The organism is Exiguobacterium abrahamii (genome assembly GCF_015645365.1).
Classification (GTDB): domain Bacteria; phylum Bacillota; class Bacilli; order Exiguobacteriales; family Exiguobacteriaceae; genus Exiguobacterium_A; species Exiguobacterium_A abrahamii.
On record NZ_JADOYC010000001.1, the window covers coordinates 1,435,649 to 1,454,465 of the forward strand.

Here is an 18,817-nt window from a genome sequence, read left to right on the forward strand (position 1 = left end):
ATATATGGATATGTACATAAGTGATAAGGAGGTCACATTACACCATTTTCTTCAAATCAAACGAAAGCGAGGGATAGTACATGCTGAGATTCATCTGGAATTCCTGGTGGCGCAATAAGGAGCGGTTCATCTTGCTCCTCGTCGGCGTCCTGATCGTCAGTACCGGACTGAGTTACTTGATCGGTACGACGCAAGCGAACAACGGAACGGTCGTCGATGAACTGCAAAAACACTGGGGCTCATCGTATGATATCGTCGTCCGTCCGGAAGGCAGCCGGAGTGTGACGGAAGAATTGAACCTGCTCGAACCGAACTATATGAGTGGACTCGACGGTGGGATCACCCGCAAGCAGTACGAGACAATCAAGCAGATTGCTGACGTCGAAGTCGCAGCACCAATCGCGATGATTGGTTATACATCGACATCGAGTAGCGTCGGTACCCATACGATTCAAGAAGAAGGGATTTACCGCTTGAAAATCAAGGATTCTCAAAATACGGGACTCCAAAACGAATCTTATACCATGACAACGTTTCTTGCTGCTGGCTGGGAACCAATGGGTGATGCAACGCGCACAGGCGTCTCTCCTTTAAAACTTGGTGAACAACCCCTCTATGACTACGGCTCAGAAGTCATGATTGCCGGAATCGATCCTGCTGCTGAAGACCAGCTCGTCGGTTTGAAAAAAGCGACTACTACCGGAACGTATAGCCGTTTCTTCAGCGAAACGGATCTTCCCGCTTCGTACGGTGATCAAGCGACGCAGATTCCGATTCTATTGAACTCTCGCGAATACGTCGATGCGATGCGTACCTATACATATGAAAAGGTAGAGCTTCCGTTCACTGCAACCGGCGTTGCAGACATGGTCCAAAAGATTGAACAAAAAGGTGGGAAAGCATACCTGAGTAAACTACCAGTAGGAGAGCCTACCTCCTATTCGATCACGACTCAAGACGTCCAAAAAAAGTTGGTGGACGGTATCCTTAAAAACACCTTGTCAACAGACGAGGCGAACAATAGTGATTCACTGTCTTCCATTACTTTGAAACCTTCACCGATTGAATACAAAACGATTAAAAGTCCGTATGGTTCCCGTTGGCCCTTTACCTACCAAGTCCAACCAAAAGAAGTCGCCAAGGAATCCTTGCTCTTCAAACGAAGCATGTATCGCGAAGCACGTGAATTCGAAGGTGGTTTTAAAGGCTGGAAACAAGTCCATCTCAACTATATCGGTGTCTTTAACCCACGGAAGCTCGATGTTTCAAAGGATCCGTTAACTGAACTTCCAATGGAAACTTACTTCCCGGCAAAAGCACAGTGGGTCATGGATCAAAATGATCGTCCGGTCAATCCAGTCCGTGACGTCAAGCCCGCCAACGACTCCTATGACTTCCTGACGAAACCACCATCGATGCTGACGACGCTCGACGCTGCCTTTAAGTTACGCGGGGATAAAGCAATTTCTGCGATTCGCGTCAACGTCAAAGGGGTCGAGACGATGAACGCAACAAGTGAGAAAAAATTGCAAGCTGTCGCACAAGAAATCGAGGATAAGACGGGTTTAATCACGGACGTCACACTCGGTTCCTCCCCGCAACTCGCCTTGACGTATTTACCCGGTCTAAAAGGAGAATCGGCACTCGGTTGGGTCCAGCAACCGTGGATCAAACTCGGGTCGTCGATCGCAATTTTCCAAGAGGCGAAAGTCGGAATGAGTGGCATCATCGCGAGCGTCATCGCTGTCGCGCTCATCTACGTCTTCAGTTCGAACATCATCTTGCTCTATGCCCGAAAAAAAGAATTCGCGATTTTACTCGCGCTCGGATGGCGTTCACGGCAGCTATCGAGACTCCTCTTCCTAGAAGCAACACTTCTTGGAACGCTGGTCGCACTCATCGCCTGGGTGATTCTTGGATCATTTTGGATAACAGCGGATCACCCGATTGCTCTCGGACGCATCATCTTGATCGGATTGTCCGGGCTTTTGATCTACTGGGGCGGTACGATCGTTCCGACGTTACTCATCAGACGCATTCAACCATTTGAAAGCATGCGCTCTGGCGAAGTCTCAAAAGGACGTCGTTTCGTCCGGGCACAAAGTGTTCTTGGAATGAGCATCAACCAACTCGCGACTTACTGGCAACGCACGCTTCTGTCCATCATCGCAATTGCCTTACCGACGAGCTTGTTCATCTTCTTCTTATTCATCACGTTCCGACTGAAAGGCGTCTTATATGCAACCTGGCTCGGTGAATACGTTGCGCTCGAAGTCGGTACGATGCACTATGTCGCAATGGGCGTCGCCTTACTCATCGCCATCCTGACGACGACCGAGATTATGTGGCAAAACGTCAACGAACGAAAGAATCAACTCGCTGTCCTTAAAGCGACAGGCTGGCGCAACGGTCAAATCCGACTTCTCGTCTTAAGCGAGGGTGTGATGACTGGACTCTTCGCTGGAATCGTCGGTCTACTTGTTGCCTTAGGAATGATTGGCTTCGTCTATAATCAGTTCCCATCCAGTGAACTCGGTTTCTTAAGTCTTATGCTCCTGATTCCGGTGACGACTGGTGTGTTTGGTGCCTTGCTTCCTGCCCAGCGTGCTGTGCGGATCACGCCGAACGCAGCCATCGGTGGCGTAAACGATAATCAACAATTGACCGAACGTCGCTTCAAATGGGCACTCGGTAGCATCGCTGCTACGCTCGTCATTGGAACGACGAGTTTATTCCTCCTCGCTGCACCTGAAACGAGAACGGCTCAAAAAGAAATAACGACACCAAAAGTACAAACGACCGGACAAAAATTAAAAAATCTCGCTCAAGATCCTGACGATAAGAAACATACTGCCGCAGACAACACGGCACTGGAGCAATTGATGAACGCAGGCGCTATTCAGACGTACCCGGGTGACCCGGCGGCGAAGAATTATGACTTCTCTGTTAAAAAGCTCGTCTCAACACCAAAAGAGTTAAAGCTCAAGGAGAAGTCAGGATATCGTTTCGTGACGATTCCAGTTTTCCTTCATAACCGGGATGAATTAGCTGCAGATTCGTTTTCGTCGTATCGACCACAAACCTTCTCTTTGATTGCTCTTGACGGAAAAGAGTTCACTCCCGTCGATTATGTCAATCACAATAAAACGGCTTGGATAAATGCATTTAAATACATCAATTCGAAAAAATCGTGGGTCGATCTTGTTTACCAAGTACCAGTTGATCAAAAAGTGTTCGTCTTGCTTGCAAAAGATGAGGCCGTCGAAAAAACGACGACCGTCAAGATCACGCTCGACGATATCAAAAAAGCGAATGCGTCCGCTACTAATCCTTCAACAGAGGAAACGGAAAAATTAAAAACATTGATGAGGCGAGGTGTCACGCAAACAACTCCCGGGAATCCGAAACATCAATTTGATAGTTTTCATGTCGAGGCATTGATTGACACACCAAAAGAACTGAATCTAAAGCAACGTGCTGGTTATCGTTTCTTGACGATCCCTGTCGTCATGCAAGATACAGGGGATGATCTGGGAGGATTCATCACTTATCGTCCCAGTCGGTATGCCTTGACAGACTTGCAAGGAACCGATTATGAACCGGTCGATTATGTGAATCGCAATGAGAAAGCCTGGAAAAACGGCTTTCAATATTTCGCACCGTACAAGTCACGAGTGGAGTTGGTTTATCAAGTACCAATCGATCAGAAGCGATTCGTTCTGTTCGCTTCTGATCCAGCCTTTCCCAAACCAACGACCGTCAAAATTGATCTGACGAAACAATAATTTAAACACTAGGAGGAACTTGACATGGATCGTCCAATCATTGAAAGGAATCGAGGTCTTGTCGATGCTTAAATTCATTTGGAATTCCTGGTGGCGCAACAAGGAACGCTTTATCTTGCTCCTCGTCGGCGTCCTGATCGTCAGTACCGGACTGAGTTACTTGATCGGTACGACACAAGCCAACAACGGAACGGTCGTCGATGAACTGCAAAAACGCTGGGGCTCATCGTACGATATCGTCGTTCGTCCGGAAGGCAGCCGGAGCGTGACAGAAGACTTAAACCTACTTGAGCCGAACTACATGAGTGGGCTTGACGGCGGGATCACCCGCAAACAATACGAGACAATCAAGCAGATTGCTGACGTAGAAGTCGCAGCACCGATTGCGATGATTGGGAACTACAATACGAATGCTGAAACGGATACCTATAATTTCAAAGAACCGGGCATTTACAAAATTTCGTTTACGGATATGCAAGATACCGGGCTAAAGAAAGAAACAGAATCTTATTCATTCTTTGCCGGAGCCGGTTGGTTCCCTCCTGAGAGTGACGGATTGAATCGAGATGTTTCACCGCAAGAATTAGGCGAGTTTCCCATCTACGGTTACGGGAGCGCAGTGATGCTTGCCGGGATTGACCCGGAAGCAGAAGCACAACTCGTTGGACTCGATCAGGCAACCAAAAAGGCTACGCATAGTCGTTATTTCACGAAGGACGATGTCGTGAACGATTATGGTGACGGTGTTTGGGACATCCCATTGATCATGAACAGTCAGGAATACGTCAATGCTTCGCGGACCTATCGCTACGAGAAAGTCGATATCCCGCTCGTCAAAGATTCAATGGTTGAAACGGTGCGCAGTATCATGAAAAAAGGTGGCGAATCCTATCTCAAGACGCTTCCTGTTAAAGATACGAAGGAATACTATATTTCGACAGAGCAAGCATCAAAGCAACTTATTAAGAACATTCTAGAAGATAAGGTTCCGGAAAAAGCAAATGGTAGCTTTGACTGGATGTTTTTAAAGCCATCGTCTGTCGAGTATCAAACGATTGCCAGTCCCTTTGCCAAACGTTGGCCGTTCACCTATCAAGTAACACCTCAAGAAGTCGATAAGGACGCCCTCATTTCGAAACGATCGATGTATCGAAAAGCGCGTCTCTTCGGTGACAACACGGGTAACCTTGATAAAGTACCGAAAATGCATTTGAACTACATTGGTGTCTTTGATCCAAAAAAATTGAACATCTCGAAGGACCCATTGACGGAATTACCGATGGAGACCTACTTCCCGGCAAAAGCCCAATGGGTCATGGACAAGAATGAAAAACCGGTCAATCCAGTCCGGGAAGTCAAGCCGACGAACGATCCGTATGACTTCTTGACGAAACCACCATCGATGCTGACGACGCTTGACGCCGCCTTTAAGTTACGTGGTGATAAAGCCATCTCCGCCATTCGTGTCAACGTCAAAGGTGTCGAGACGATGAACGCGACGAGTGAGAAAAAGTTGAAAGCTGTTGCTCAAGAGATCGAGGACAAGACCGGTCTGATCACCGACGTCACGCTTGGCTCCTCGCCACAGCTCGCGCTGACATACCTCCCTGGATTAAAAGGTGAATCGGCACTCGGTTGGATCCAGCAACCGTGGATCAAACTCGGTTCATCGATGGCCATCTTCCAAGAAGCGAAAGTCGGCATGAGCGGCATCATCGCCAGTGTCATCGCCGTTGCACTCGTGTATGTCTTCAGTTCAAACATCATCTTACTTTATGCCCGCAAGAAGGAATTCGCGATCTTACTGTCGCTCGGTTGGCGTCCACGTCAGCTCTCGAAGCTTCTGTTCCTGGAAGCGACACTACTCGGCACACTCGTCGCCTTGATTTCTTGGACGATCCTCGGTTCGTTCTGGCTGACGACGGATCATCCGATTGCCTTATCACGGATCATCTTGATCGGACTTGCTGGTCTATTGATTTACTGGGGCGGTACGCTCGTTCCGATGACGCTCATCCGCCGGATTCAACCATTCGAAAGTATGCGTTCTGGTGAAGTTTCAAAAGGTCGTCGCTTCGTCCGGGCACAAAGTGTCCTTGGGATGAGCATCAACCAACTTGCAACGTATTGGCAACGGACGATCCTCTCGACAATCGCGATCGCCTTGCCGACGAGTCTGTTCATTTTCTTCCTATTCATCACCTTCCGACTGAAAGGTGTCTTGTATGCGACATGGCTCGGCGAATACGTTGCACTCGAAGTCGGCACGATGCATTATGTTGCGATGGGTGTCGCTTTACTTATCGCCATCCTGACGACGACGGAGATCATGTGGCAAAACGTCAACGAACGAAAGAGTCAGCTTGCCGTCTTGAAGGCAACTGGTTGGCGGAACGGTCAAATCCGTACGCTCGTCTTAAGTGAAGGATTGATGACGGGACTGTTCGCTGGAATCATCGGCTTACTGATCGCTCTTGCGATGATCGGCTTCGTCTATAACCAGTTCCCAACAGGTGAGCTTGGTTTCTTGAGTGTCATGTTGTTGATTCCTGCCATCACGGGAGTTCTCGGTGCCCTCTTACCCGCTCAACGCGCCGTCAGCATTACACCAAATGCTGCGATTGGAAGTGTCGCAACGAATACGAAAGCGACGGAACGACGTTTCCGACTCGCCTTATCCGCAGTTGGTGGTGCCCTTGTCGTTGGTGTCGCTTCCCTGTTCTTCTTTGCTACGACAGAAGAAGGTCCTACGTCCACGAAACCGGTACAAACAGCTGCACCAACGGTCAAGACGACAGGAACGAAATTGGCAGATGTAAAAGACAAGAAAAAGAAAGCGTCCTCTACGAAAAAAGTCAATTCGAGCAAGCTCGATCAACTAATGAATCGTGGAGTCGTTCAAACCTATCCGGGAGATCCTAAAACAAAAAGCAATATTTTCCGCGTTGATAAACTTCTCCTATCACCTCCAAAGGAGTTGAAATTACCAAATCTTGATGATGAACAATATGTTACCGTTCCCGTCATCCTTGAGAACTACAAGGATAAAGACGCAGATGGCGGATATGGTATTTATAAGCCAAATCTATTCACGTTAGAGGATACAAGCGGTAATGTATACGAAGCTGTCGATTATGAGAACCGGAATCCAGACGCTTGGAAGGACGGCTATCGCTATTTCCCACCTTTCGTTTCTCGCGTCGATCTTGTGTTCCGTGTTCCAAGTGATAAAAATACGTATGTTCTTCTCGCGACAAGCGAAGCCATTGCGAAGCCGACGACCGTCAAAATCGAAGTCGATGCTGTAGATGTTACATCAACCACCGTGAAGACCGGACAAAAGAAACAGTCAAAGAAAAAGAATACAGACGCCATCGAAGAACTGATGAATAAAGGTGGTCTTCAGACTTATGCTGGTGATAAAAATTTAATGAAAGAACGTGGGTTCATGGTCAGTTCGGCGAAACGTGTTCCACTTAAGAATCTTCCGAAAGATAAACAAGCCGTATCTGTCAGACTTGAGATGCAGGTAAAGGGTGAAGATTCAGCTGACTCTTATATCGACTATAAACCCTCTTCTTTCCCATTGATTGATCGTCACAAGAAAAACTACACGCCTGAAGAAACGATTAATCTGAACAAAAAAGCCTATTCAGAAAGCTTAGGTTATTACGCTCCGTTACACTCCAAAATTGATGTCATCTACATCGTACCTAAAAATGAAAATACCTTCGTCATGAACGTAAAAACAGGATTCACTGGTTTTCTCTACACCGTTAAAATCAAATTATGATTATTACTTAATCACTGGCTGTCATATGACGGTCAGTGATTTTTCTATTTATACCGAAATTAATTTCTTAACGTTCTACTTTTGGTAAGATGAAATACAGGAAAAGAATTGGAAGTAAACTACTTAAACGAGGACCTGCTATGACCTATTTCATGTATCTATTTTGTTTGATCGTCTGGGGACTGAACTTCATTGCTGTCAAAATCCAAGGAACACCTGTCGGCCTTGGAAGTATCCCTGACCTATCGATTAGCGATGACCGCTGTTCTTTTCATTCTATTCGCGCTATTCGTTAAACGAACGAACAAACCTACCGCGTCGGACATGCCTTTCATCGTCGTATTCGGTGTCTGTAACTTCGCTCTGAGTTACTTATGTCTCTATTACGCGACGATGTTAAGCTCTGCCGCCATCGTGACGTTGATTTTCTCACTCAAGGTCATTCTGACACCAATCGCTCTGCGCTTGTTTTTAAAAGAGACCCTCCATGCGCGCGTTTGGATTGGCGGATGTTTTGGTATCATCGGCGTCGGTGTCCTGATTGTTCCGAGTCTAGGCAGCATCCATGGAATGACCGATTTAAAAGGTGTCTTGATTGCTCTAGTCGGCACGCTATTGACTTCAGTGGGTGACGCCAGTTCAGCGCGGAACGCCAAGCAACGAATCAACCCGGTTCACGCCAACGCGATTGGATTCACTGTCGCGAGTCTACTGATGGGCGCCATCGTCTGGTTCCAAGGAACACCACTTACGGTCCCGACAACCGTCACCTATCTTTCTGCTTTGCTGTATTTAACCGTGATCGCATCATTTCTTGCATGGCTGTTTTATTTGAAACTCGTCGAACGAATCGGTGGTGCGAAGAGCGGCTATATGGTGGCACTATTTCCGCTAATTGGCGGTGTTGCTTCCGTATTGATCGGTGAATCGACGCTGTCTCTTCCTTTAATCATCGGATGTCTGTTTAGTTGCATCGGGGCTTCGGTTGCTCTAGGGATTCGTCCGTCTCGGCAACGAAATAAGGTATTCAGCTAATGTCAATTCATGAACCGGAGTGATGAACATGTCTTCTCAAATCAGATGTACGTATGATTTTTTAAATTCACCGAACGCTATTTCAAATGCTTCAGCAAGGGACATCCCCACCATTCTATCGATTGAAGCAAATGTCAAAATCATCATTGATCATGCACTATATTTTGAAACATCGTTAGCCATCTTCGAGTTTTATAAATCGTTGTATCGGTGGAAAAGATTGGTGACGCCTTCATGTACTCCTGCCTTTTATTATTATTCGGTGGAGTTTGATCATGATGAGGAAGGAGCAATCGTATCGATGGTCCCTTCTGCTGATCAAGGAAGGATTCAATCGATTTGGGGCGATGAACGGATGAACATTGTTTTTCCGCTCGACACCTTAGTGACGTGTTTGTCTGATTTAGAAAGGCAACTGAGATTCGATCTTGAAGCGTACTTCGAGATTCAGCTGGATGCCTTCATCCGTCACATTCCCTATTCGTCACCAAAACGCTAATAGAATAAGGAGACTTCTATATGCCTGACTTATCCCAGTTCCAGATCGAGCTTGATATCAGGAAGCCAACACCCTATTTTCAGTCAACACCAGAACGCCGTATCCGCTTTTTAATGGAAGACCTAACTGCCTCGCAGTTGAAAGAAATTCTTCAGACGATTTTTCAAGAAGACAGACCGATCCATCTTCTATTCGTCGCTGCGTACATTCATCGTTTTCGTCGTTATTCAGCAAAGGCACGAGTTGGCTCGTCGATTACGATTCGAAACTGGAAAGAGTATATCGTGGAAGATAAAGGAGCTCATACGGGTGTCGTCTATGCACATGTGAAAGATATAGAACTCAATGAGATCATTTCCTATTGCACAAATGTCTATCGAGGGCACACATCAGCTTACATCGTCTTCCATGACTCGGATTTCCTTTTGTATGTGTCGACGGATGTAGTGGATATCATTGGCGATGCGACTGCGATTAAGTCACTCAAAGAAACATATGTTGATCTTTACGACCGATTTTACGATGATTTCGATCATACGCTACGTCACTAAATGATATTACGCTTTGAATCCACTATTTATATTGCCATAAAGGATAGAAGATCAGGTCTTTCTGAACTTCTATCCTTTTTTGACGTTTTGAATCATGAGTCAATAATATGAAAACTCTATGAAACTACATCCTCCAGTAGAAGGGATTCCATTATTTCTTGTGGAAAAATATTCTAGTAGTTTTATCAATTAATCTTGTTATGCTTATTGTTTGCAAAATTCGCTGACAAGTTAGAAGGAGGTTAACGAAGTGGGACCAACCAATGACATGTGGGTGTGGATATTGACCTACGCTTTCTTTTTCATCACGCTTATCAGTGCAATCTACGTCGCGATCAAGCATCCATCTTTGAGAAAAGCGTCAATCCGAGCGGTGGTAGCGATCTTTTTCCTGTATGCATTATTCATTTGGAACTCTTTGTACCGTCTTGACATTACAGAATTTAGACATTTTTACGAAGGATTGACGACACTGCGACCGTGGGCATGGATGTGTGTCTTCTTATTCGCCTACACATTAAAGTGGTGGTATCTCGCCTTTCTTCATACCCGTCGTCCGAGTCCCTCTTCACATGAGGTACAGCAATGAACTACATTTCTGAAAACCTTCGAAGGAGCTACCTGATATGAAAGTACAGCGATTCGCAGCCGTTTTTTGTCTTTCGACCATCGTTTGGACGACAGCGGGTTGTACCGTGATGGAAGAAGAAGCAACACCGCGTGTATCACAAAAAAATGTCGCGTCACCTGAACAAGTAAACACGTCCTTGAAGAAAGCAACGACCGACTCCAAGAATCAACAAGCAATCGAATTAGAGAAGCAAACGGAGCGCGTCACGTTAGGTCAAACGAAAACGTACGACCTTTCTTCATTACTGAGCAAACACCGTCTCTCGATCGATCCGCAGTATTTCTATCAAAACCAGATCTTCTACTTTGACCTACAAGAAAATAAGAGCACCATTTATACATACGATACGAAACGACAGCACAACAAAATCGTCCATGCGACGAAGCATGCAATCCCGATGATGACAGGTACAGGTGCGTTTTTACTATGGGTCGAAACGGAAGAGCCGACAAAAACCGGTGTGAAATGGTCGATTCGTCAACTAAACATTACGACGAATCAGATGACGACGCTTGATACTGGCGAAAGTCGCTTTGATACGTCCCCTCCGAGAATCGATGTCACGTCAACTCGTGCGTCCTGGATTACGCAAGGAGCGACTGCACAAAAAACGGTTTCCACGTTAAAGTCGTATTCGTTAAAAACCGGAAAAATCACACCACTCCATTCCTTCATCTTAAAAACAGGAAAGGTACGAGACGGTCTATTCACATACGAGCACCGCGATAGCGATGACGGCGTGACCTTATACACGTCTCATTTTAACAACGGAAAGAACGTCCGTGTGCTTGAGACGCTGGATGGTGCCTACAAAAAAGAAATATCCGGATTAATTGATTTCAGTCGCAGTGGCACCTACTTCGCTTTCGGAACAGAAGGCGACGCCATGTTCCAACCCATCGGATTGGACGAAAGGACGCTAAACTATTCCGCTTCCAGTGCCCAGACGACGATCGGCGGCATTCAGTTCCTCTCAAACACTCAAGTCGTCTTCCGCGAAGGCATCCATCAGTTGATGTATGCGGACTTAAAAGCGAAGACCGTCGCTCCTTTGACGGACTTCGAAGAGTTGGTATCCCCTCCTCTACTACAAGATGGAAAACTCACTTACTCCATCACGAACGATAAAAAATCTACGTTGCATGTCGTAAAGCTTCTCCTGTCTAATTAAACGATCATGATCTTAATCTAACGAAAGAAAGTCGTTTTCCGGTACTCTGTACGGATGACGACTTTCTTTCTTACATGCTCTTTTGTACTCTTAAGAAGAATAGAGGCTAACAAGTTCTTTCATAACGCTTCTACATCAGCTATTGAGGCAGCAGAGTGAAACTAAAGTCTAAGACAAACGTATCTTAATCGATCCGTGAGGAGAATGAATATGAACATCCGACAATTGTCCGTCCATGAAGATCCACCGATGGAGCTTTTGCTAGCAGCAGACCCGTCTCAGAAGTTAGTCAAAAGCTATGTAAAAAGAGGTTATTGTTTTGTCGCTGAAAGGAATGAGCAATGGATTGGTGTATATGTACTTCTTCCGACAAGACCCCAAACGATTGAAATCGTAAATATCGCAGTGGACGAGTTGTATCAAGGAAAAGGTGTCGGAAAAAATCTTTTACGACATGCGATTCGCACAGCGAAAACACTGGGCTATATGACCATTGAAATCGGAACAGGCAATTCAAGCATTGGACAGCTAGCACTTTACCAAAAATGTGGATTCCGAATTGTTGGAGTCGATCTGAACTTCTTCTTGAGACACTATGAAGAGGAGATCATCGAAAACGGAATCCGTTGCACGGATATGATTCGGTTATCCCAAGACATATAAGAATTTCAGCATTCTTTTCGAAAAGTATATTCCGCTACTTCATAGTAAAACTCGAACGATTATGGATAAAATATCATTAGGCTATAAGCGTTATATAGGATTGCAAAAAATGGATTCATACTCCATAATATGAACATACGTTCTTATTATAAGGAGGTCCACCATGCAACACCTTCAAAAAGAAATGACTCATCCGGTATCGTTATCTACTATGAATCCGCTTATTTATCTCTCCATCGATTCATCCGTTATTCTTCACAATGATTCTCCCGTTTCGACGACTTATAAAATGGAAGTCATGTTATTCATCGCTTTACGGGAGAGATTATCCTTAAAACTGCTTCCTCTCCATCACTCCGGTGGCGCTGCAGAACTTGTCTACATAGAAGAAGTCGACTTCGAGAGTCGGCAGTTGGCGCTCTTTCATATGAACGATTCGTCATTGTCCTATCATCACTACGTCGCAAACGATTACTTACTCTCCCAACAGCCTCAACTATTACTAAACTTGGTGTAAAACTAATAAAATTCATTTATATGACGCGTTCAGAACGTTCACATATGTTTTTTAATACTTTATATCTATCACTACATAATTTAAAGACACACTATCACTATTTTTAAGTCACCAAACAATCTTCCCATTTTCTTAACAAAAGGATGTTTTTATTCCTTTCTGAAACATTGTGATGAAAATCCACGGTTCTAATTGGAATTAATTTTACAGATACATTACTTAATGGCATAATAATGGTAACCTTTTCATGAGGAGGAGATCCATTTGAAAAAACAACTTGCTTTTGCCGGTTCTTTTGCGCTCTCAGCTATCACGATCGTCATCATTCTTAAATTAGTTGGAGTCGATCTCTAAAGCAATCACTCAAATGATGTAGATTTTCAAATTAATGATTCAATCGCTGTTATGATGCATCGTCTTTCGATCATCTGTAACAGCTTTTCTAGGTTTAATGCTATGGAACGATCGGAAGTGATGAATTGAAAAAAGTCGGAATGAACGTTTTGGTTGCCTTACTCCTATTAGGAGGACTGCTGTTTTACTTAGACGTCCGATACGATGAACGATTCGAGCAGCACGTCAGCACAAAAGTCGAAACCTATGTCGCGAAAAAATACGGTCCAGCTCATGTCGTCTCACTCCACTCTGCTTATGACGACAAACACCGCGATAAAGAGAAACGCTATAAGATTGCCGTAAAAGTACAGGGGCAAGGACTTCAAAAAGAGGAATACTTGCTATATCGTCTTCAAGACGACCGAGTCGTCGAGATGGGCACGACGACCAGTTTGCCGAAGCGAAACTAGAGTTCACGATGATAACTTGTTTCGCACTACATAACATGAAAAGTCAGCCGATTCCTTTTTACATGGAATCAGCTGACTTTTTTATTTAATCTGTTTTATGACTCCGAAATACCGTAAGCCAGTAACAGCAAATAGGACATCATACACAACGTAATAAGATGGATACCAACGATTAGCCATCTAAGTATTCGATGCTTCGTTTTGTACCCTGTGAATACGCCGACTAACGGAACGATAAACAGAAGCAGGATATAGACAGTTCCAAACCCTTTCAGACTGACTCCGCTCTTCATCAGAAAAAATAAGAAACAAAAACAGATGAATGCAGCTAACGAAAAAATACTGTAACGATTCATAAGCCCTCCTCCACTACAAACACAGCTTAGCGTCTTACCGTCTGAAGATTAAAGTATTCCGATAGTGGCACGATCCGCCCCTGTTCATGCCAGTTCCGATATGCTTCAAAAACACGTAAGACGTCCCCGTCATATCGTTCCTCGATGAGATGGTGGATCGCGAGAAAGCTCCGCCAATAATCAAACATGATACTCGACAGACTACCGGCATAGGAGGCACTCCCAAATTCATCAATCGAGCGCGCTCCATACTCCTCCTGAAAGAGCTCGACCAGCTCTGTCTCGATTGTCGTAATTCGCTTGAATGCTTCGTCCGACAACAAATGCTTCCGGGGTAGATACTCACACATTCCCTCTTCGAACCAGATCCCGTCTGCTCTCTCATCGTCGAATTCATCAACGAACAAATCCAAGTGATGCGTCAGTTCATGACCAGCAATCGTCAAGACGTGATCTTCCGCGAGTGTTTCGTAGAACGCTCGAATATGCGGTACGTCCTTCCCGTCGAGTTGGGATAAAAATAACGTTCGCCACTCTGTAACATCTGGTGATATGTAGATCAAGTCCTTATTCGTAAATGCTGGAATCGGAATGTCCGAGAAGACGGTCGTCGCGAGTTCCGCTGACGTCCAAATAATTCCTTTCGGCACGTCGATCAGTTGATACGTCTCTTGTAAGATCGTTTGATACTCGTCTAACCGTGCTTGAAAGCGATGCGTGACCGCTTCGTATTTGTCATAGTCCGTTTTTGTCTCAAACGCATGAATCTGTTTCATCATCTCTATATCCCCCATCCTTAAAATAGCCTATTTCATTTTAACATATATTGGATAATGACTAAAAAACTACCTTTCACAGGTGGTTATAAATTGTAGATAAACCCTTCTTTCGTTAGTTTAAGAGATAACATTTGGAGATTCGTACGAATAACGGTATTATAGACACATCAAGTCTGTAATTAAGGTGAGAATATGAAATTATCAAAAGCAACCAATTATGCACTTCATACGATGTTATTTTTAGCTGTAAATCAGCCTCATGATCATATTGGTGTAGCCTCGTTAGCCAAGCAACAAGGCGTTTCACCCACATACCTCTCGAAGATTTTAACTAAGCTAGTCAAAACGGGTATGGTGATCTCGACTACTGGAGCTACAGGTGGATACAAATTAAAACCAAGTTGGGAAGAGATTTCATTGCTTGATGTCATCATTGCAATTGAAGGCGTACCATCCATGTCTGACGCTTGTCTGAATGACAATCCGAACTGCTTGATTCTGAAATCACTCGAGGCTGCTGAACACAAATTTTTAGATTCATTAAGACACACGCTTATTAGTGACTTATCTACTCAAGTTAATGAGACATCATCCATATGAAACAATGTGATGTCTTATGCTTTAATTACAGACACTATGACTCTTTAATATCTGTTATCTAAAAGGAGGAAACGTTCATGAACGTATATGATTGCATCGTGATTGGCGGAGGTGCCGCCGGATCAGCTGCTGCCCTAACATTAGGAAGAGCTCGAAGAAATATTGTAATTTTCGATGATGCTACAAATCGAAATCGTGTCACACAAGAATCACATGGTTATCTAACTCGAGATGGAATTACACCGTCAGAGTTTAGGGAGATCGGATTAAAAGAGCTACAAGCATATCCGTCCATTACGATTTGCAACGAAAAAGTCATCGAAGTAAAACAAGATAATCAGAATCATCTGTTTGAAGTTTCAACTGGTCAGCATCGTTATACAACTGAAACACTACTACTCGCAACCGGAATTCAAGAAGAATTCCCCCTGGAGGCAATCAAGGAGTATTACGGAAAAAGTTTGTTTAGTTGCCCCTATTGCGATGGCTGGGAGATGCGAGACTTACCCTTAGCCGTCATTGCCGAAGATCCAGCTTTTGCTCACCATTTAGCAAAACTCGTTTTCAATTGGTCAAAAGATTTAGTTGTTTTTACAAATGGTTTTGAACTATCTGAAGACGTTCGGAACGATTTAGATCGTAACCATATTCAAGCATACACAACAAAAATTAAACGCCTACATGGAAAGGCAGGTATTCTAGAACATATTGAATTAGAAGATGGAACAATGGTTGCAAGACAAGGTGGATTCGTCGTTCCTAAATTCCATCGTTCAAACGATTTGGCTCAACAATTACGATGTACATTCGATGAGAGTGGAGCCATCGTAACGGATGGAACTGGTCATACATCCGTTGAAGGGGTATACGTTGCCGGAGAGACTGAAAAAAGCGGTCCTTCTTCTTTATTGCTGGCAGCCGCTGATGGCTCCCGTGCAGCTGCAAGCATCAATTTCGATTTATCATCTAAACGTTTTTAGGACTTCAACAAGAATACTTCCTGTATCATCTTTAAGATGATACAGGCGTTGAATGACCCGTTTACTAAAGTGAAACTAAATCAAAAGCCTTCCCGATTCAATCGGGAAGGTCTTTTTTGAATGATATTATTTATGCTGAACGATATCGTAGTTCATTCGTTTTTTTGTATGTTATACATTTTTCTCGAGCAATGAACACTCAAAAACAATGGCTTCCAAGCTACTGAATCATTATATTTCTTCTGCAATTAACACGACGACGTTACCGAATTTTTGCCCAGCGTCGACATAACGATGGGCTTCGACGATCTCATCAAGGGAATAGATATGGTCGATGACGGCTTTGAATCGTCCCGCTTCAAACAGTTCATTTAAATAGTGTAGATCCTCTTTCCGTTCTTTCGCCACACCTTGTCCCGCGACAGATGCAAAGGCACCGTTTTGTTTGACGTGTCGTTTCGCTTGCGTCTTATTGATCTTTCCGGATGCATCGAAGACGGCATCGTACTTCAGCAACAATCCATCGTAACCATCCTTTGTATAATCGATGACGTGATCGGCACCGAGCGCTTTGACCCGCTCCGTGTTTCGTCCACTACAGACAGCCGTCACCTGCAGCCCTTTTGCTTTGGCGATCTGAACGGCAGCCGTCCCGACAGCGCCCGACGCACCGTAAATCAAGATTGTCTTCATCTGATCGATTTGGAGTTTCCGGAAGAAATGAAGCGACGTCGTACCACCGAACGGGAGACAGACGGCTTCCGTGTACGATGCGTGCTGCGGCATTTTTGCAATGCAACGTTTCTCAGACACGCACGCATATTCGGCGTATCCACCGAAGCCAAATCCCGTCAAGGCATGGACACGGTCTCCGACTTGAAACTGCTTGACGTCCTGACCGACTTCGACGACTTCACCGGCAAGAACGACGCCAAGGATCGGTTGTCGCGGTCGCTTAAAGCCGACAGCTAGACGCATTGGAAGTTTTCCTAACAGCGGAACATCGAGCGAACGCATGCGACGATCTCCGGAATGGACAGCAGATGCATGTACTTTAATCAGTAGATCGTTTGATTTTGGAACCGGGCGTGGTACCTCTGTGATGTGCAAGACGTCCGGGGATCCGTAGCGGGTACAGATGGCTGCCTTCATCGTAATGCCTCCTCATATCGAGATGATGGTATTCCCTTAATCATACGCCGATTTCGATCTAAATTCCTGTCGTTTTGGAGTAAGAAAGATTTTTTAATTCGCATCAATCAGTATCACAACTGGTAAAATTTATATAATAATACGATTTCATCTAACCCTACTAACTGACGAAAGCAGGTGCCTGGTTCATGCCGACACGTCGTTGGCTTTTTGCTTTTATTCTATTCCTTTGTATACCGCTTAGTGCCTGTACACACGAGAACGATGCACGTATCGTCGAGAAAATTACAGGGGATACGTTATTCGTCGCTCCGAGTGAACAAAAGCCGGACGAGCAGTATGCATTGACAGAGATTCGCGTCACAACGGACACGATCGTGTATGGCAAAACGGATAACACGGCTGCCATTCAGACGGGTGATACGATTCAAGTGACGTTTGCAAAGAACTCGATTGTCGCGACCGAGATCCGTCGAACGAAAAACTAAGAAAGAGGGGTTCTCCATGATAGTCCAAGTACTTCGCCATCTACGCAATATTTTCATGATTACTACTGCGATTTTTGGTTCATCCTATTTTTTTCAAAAGAATATCGGTAATGATCTCATTGGCTTCTTGTACATCGGAATCATAGGTGCGATTGGGTTTTTCATTACCCTCGGACTACTCTGGTATCTTAAACGAAAAGAAACGCACGGTTTTTAATACGTTTGTCAAAGGAGACACGTTTATAATGGGACATACGGAAAAATCACACCTCATTCAGTTGAAAGTACTCTTCGCGCTTCTGATCACGCTTTCGATGATGGGTGCTATTTTCGCACCTCATTCTGTCGACGCGACGACAAAGGAATATACGTCGTACAAAAAACTAAAACTCGGCATGACCGCGACAGACGTCGCAAAGTCGCTCTATGGAAAATCGTTTAAGAAATACATAAAGAAAGAACATGGCGTCACGACACTCAATCACAGTGTAGTATTGAGTGAAATCAAAGACGACTATGCTTTATACGCTTTCTCATTTTATCCGTACGATGAAAAAAACGATCATTGGTCTTTACAGCGCATGCATCTGATCTTCAAAACGAAACAAAAAGGTCACACGTTATATCTTGCGCAAAAGGAATACACCCCTAAAACGCCTTCGAAAAAACGACTCTTGCCAGGAAAGAAATTTAAACCAGGCATGACGATAGCTGAATTCGATCATATTCTTTCAGGTAAAGGGCTAGGTGTCATGACGGCTCACCGCACAGAAGATTACTCTGAGATCGGAAAAGCCTATGATGACAATACAGTCGAATATCCAGAAAAACAGACATCACTCTTTTACTCGTATCGAAATCCAACGGGTGATGATTGGATGATCGTTGAATTTAAGTATGATTTCGATCAAAAGAGATATATCGCTCAAAAATAACGAGTATTCATCTTCGGATGAATACTTTTTTTACTTTTAATTGAAATTGATTGAATCTTTTTACAGATCGTTTCGT

16 protein-coding genes and 1 pseudogene are annotated in these 18,817 nt (G+C 44.5%); 15 read left to right on the forward strand and 2 right to left on the reverse strand.

All coding sequences use genetic code 11. The annotated features are described in order from the left end of the window. Window positions 1-80: 80 nt before the first annotated feature. From ITJ88_RS07485 to ITJ88_RS07530, 10 genes and pseudogenes are all read left to right on the forward strand, one after another. Entirely contained in the window at window positions 81-3,785 is a 3,705-nt protein-coding gene (locus ITJ88_RS07485) for an ABC transporter permease (protein ID WP_195865184.1), read from the forward strand. Between the two features lie 19 nt (window positions 3,786-3,804). Then, window positions 3,805-7,578 carry an ABC transporter permease gene (locus tag ITJ88_RS07490; RefSeq protein WP_230088582.1) on the forward strand — a complete coding sequence of 1,258 codons (3,774 nt, stop codon included), beginning with the start codon at window positions 3,805-3,807 and terminating at the stop codon, window positions 7,576-7,578. Between the two features lie 140 nt (window positions 7,579-7,718). Further along, window positions 7,719-8,613, forward strand: a pseudogene (locus tag ITJ88_RS07495) (DMT family transporter). Between the two features lie 28 nt (window positions 8,614-8,641). Further along, the gene (locus ITJ88_RS07500; RefSeq protein ID WP_195865185.1) at window positions 8,642-9,112 is read left to right on the forward strand and encodes a DUF7878 domain-containing protein; all 471 of its coding nucleotides are present in this window, start codon (window positions 8,642-8,644) and stop codon (window positions 9,110-9,112) included. A 20-nt stretch (window positions 9,113-9,132) separates the two neighbouring features. Continuing rightward, window positions 9,133-9,663 carry a hypothetical protein gene (locus tag ITJ88_RS07505; protein WP_195865186.1) on the forward strand — a complete coding sequence of 177 codons (531 nt, stop codon included), beginning with the start codon at window positions 9,133-9,135 and terminating at the stop codon, window positions 9,661-9,663. Window positions 9,664-9,913: 250 nt separating this feature from the next. Continuing rightward, window positions 9,914-10,252, forward strand: coding sequence for a hypothetical protein (locus ITJ88_RS07510; protein ID WP_195865187.1), 339 nt, complete (start codon window positions 9,914-9,916; stop codon window positions 10,250-10,252). A gap of 37 nt (window positions 10,253-10,289) precedes the next feature. Continuing rightward, on the forward strand, window positions 10,290-11,465 hold the full coding sequence (locus tag ITJ88_RS07515; protein ID WP_195865188.1) for a hypothetical protein: 1,176 nt from the start codon (window positions 10,290-10,292) through the stop codon (window positions 11,463-11,465). Between the two features lie 210 nt (window positions 11,466-11,675). Beyond that, entirely contained in the window at window positions 11,676-12,128 is a 453-nt protein-coding gene (locus tag ITJ88_RS07520) for a GNAT family N-acetyltransferase (protein ID WP_195865189.1), read from the forward strand. Between the two features lie 163 nt (window positions 12,129-12,291). After that, the gene (locus tag ITJ88_RS07525) at window positions 12,292-12,645 is read left to right on the forward strand and encodes a hypothetical protein (protein WP_069940554.1); all 354 of its coding nucleotides are present in this window, start codon (window positions 12,292-12,294) and stop codon (window positions 12,643-12,645) included. 494 nt (window positions 12,646-13,139) lie between these two features. Continuing rightward, on the forward strand, window positions 13,140-13,451 hold the full coding sequence (locus tag ITJ88_RS07530; RefSeq protein ID WP_195865190.1) for a hypothetical protein: 312 nt from the start codon (window positions 13,140-13,142) through the stop codon (window positions 13,449-13,451). A 382-nt stretch (window positions 13,452-13,833) separates the two neighbouring features. Here the strand turns inward: ITJ88_RS07530 and ITJ88_RS07535 are convergent, their stop codons facing one another. After that, window positions 13,834-14,586 (reverse strand): hypothetical protein, encoded by a 753-nt coding sequence (locus ITJ88_RS07535; RefSeq protein WP_230088589.1) that lies wholly within the window; start codon window positions 14,584-14,586, stop codon window positions 13,834-13,836. A 192-nt stretch (window positions 14,587-14,778) separates the two neighbouring features. Here ITJ88_RS07535 and ITJ88_RS07540 point away from each other — a divergent pair, with 192 nt between their 5' ends. Further along, complete coding sequence (locus ITJ88_RS07540; RefSeq protein WP_195865191.1) at window positions 14,779-15,186, forward strand: RrF2 family transcriptional regulator; 408 nt, start codon at window positions 14,779-14,781, stop codon at window positions 15,184-15,186. 77 nt (window positions 15,187-15,263) lie between these two features. Beyond that, window positions 15,264-16,166, forward strand: a complete 903-nt coding sequence (locus tag ITJ88_RS07545) for an NAD(P)/FAD-dependent oxidoreductase (RefSeq protein ID WP_195865192.1) — start codon at window positions 15,264-15,266, stop codon at window positions 16,164-16,166. Window positions 16,167-16,397: 231 nt separating this feature from the next. Here the strand turns inward: ITJ88_RS07545 and ITJ88_RS07550 are convergent, their stop codons facing one another. Continuing rightward, entirely contained in the window at window positions 16,398-17,318 is a 921-nt protein-coding gene (locus ITJ88_RS07550; RefSeq protein ID WP_195865193.1) for an NAD(P)-dependent alcohol dehydrogenase, read from the reverse strand. 188 nt (window positions 17,319-17,506) lie between these two features. Here ITJ88_RS07550 and ITJ88_RS07555 point away from each other — a divergent pair, with 188 nt between their 5' ends. Genes ITJ88_RS07555 through ITJ88_RS07565 form a run of 3 tightly spaced genes read left to right on the forward strand, consistent with a single transcriptional unit; the run spans window position 17,507 to window position 18,741 of the window. Further along, window positions 17,507-17,806, forward strand: a complete 300-nt coding sequence (locus tag ITJ88_RS07555) for a hypothetical protein (protein ID WP_195865194.1) — start codon at window positions 17,507-17,509, stop codon at window positions 17,804-17,806. 16 nt (window positions 17,807-17,822) lie between these two features. Next, a complete protein-coding gene (locus tag ITJ88_RS07560) occupies window positions 17,823-18,023 on the forward strand; it encodes a hypothetical protein (protein WP_195865195.1) in 201 nt (66 codons plus the stop codon). Window positions 18,024-18,051: 28 nt separating this feature from the next. After that, window positions 18,052-18,741: a hypothetical protein gene (locus ITJ88_RS07565; protein ID WP_195865196.1), complete on the forward strand. Its 690-nt coding sequence runs from the start codon at window positions 18,052-18,054 to the stop codon at window positions 18,739-18,741. Window positions 18,742-18,817 lie beyond the last annotated feature (76 nt).

Excerpts from the sequence above, each read along its gene's own strand:
- ITJ88_RS07485 (WP_195865184.1), top strand. The coding sequence starts at position 81 with ATGCTGAGATTCATCTGGAATTCCTGGTGGCGCAATAAGGAGCGGTTC.
- ITJ88_RS07500 (WP_195865185.1), top strand. The coding sequence starts at position 8,642 with ATGTCTTCTCAAATCAGATGTACGTATGATTTTTTAAATTCACCGAAC.
- ITJ88_RS07505 (WP_195865186.1), top strand. The coding sequence starts at position 9,133 with ATGCCTGACTTATCCCAGTTCCAGATCGAGCTTGATATCAGGAAGCCA.
- ITJ88_RS07515 (WP_195865188.1), top strand. The coding sequence starts at position 10,290 with ATGAAAGTACAGCGATTCGCAGCCGTTTTTTGTCTTTCGACCATCGTT.
- ITJ88_RS07520 (WP_195865189.1), top strand. The coding sequence starts at position 11,676 with ATGAACATCCGACAATTGTCCGTCCATGAAGATCCACCGATGGAGCTT.
- ITJ88_RS07525 (WP_069940554.1), top strand. The coding sequence starts at position 12,292 with ATGCAACACCTTCAAAAAGAAATGACTCATCCGGTATCGTTATCTACT.
- ITJ88_RS07530 (WP_195865190.1), top strand. The coding sequence starts at position 13,140 with ATGAACGTTTTGGTTGCCTTACTCCTATTAGGAGGACTGCTGTTTTAC.
- ITJ88_RS07535 (WP_230088589.1), bottom strand. The coding sequence starts at position 14,586 with ATGATGAAACAGATTCATGCGTTTGAGACAAAAACGGACTATGACAAA.
- ITJ88_RS07540 (WP_195865191.1), top strand. The coding sequence starts at position 14,779 with ATGAAATTATCAAAAGCAACCAATTATGCACTTCATACGATGTTATTT.
- ITJ88_RS07545 (WP_195865192.1), top strand. The coding sequence starts at position 15,264 with ATGAACGTATATGATTGCATCGTGATTGGCGGAGGTGCCGCCGGATCA.
- ITJ88_RS07550 (WP_195865193.1), bottom strand. The coding sequence starts at position 17,318 with ATGAAGGCAGCCATCTGTACCCGCTACGGATCCCCGGACGTCTTGCAC.
- ITJ88_RS07555 (WP_195865194.1), top strand. The coding sequence starts at position 17,507 with ATGCCGACACGTCGTTGGCTTTTTGCTTTTATTCTATTCCTTTGTATA.
- ITJ88_RS07560 (WP_195865195.1), top strand. The coding sequence starts at position 17,823 with ATGATAGTCCAAGTACTTCGCCATCTACGCAATATTTTCATGATTACT.
- ITJ88_RS07565 (WP_195865196.1), top strand. The coding sequence starts at position 18,052 with ATGGGACATACGGAAAAATCACACCTCATTCAGTTGAAAGTACTCTTC.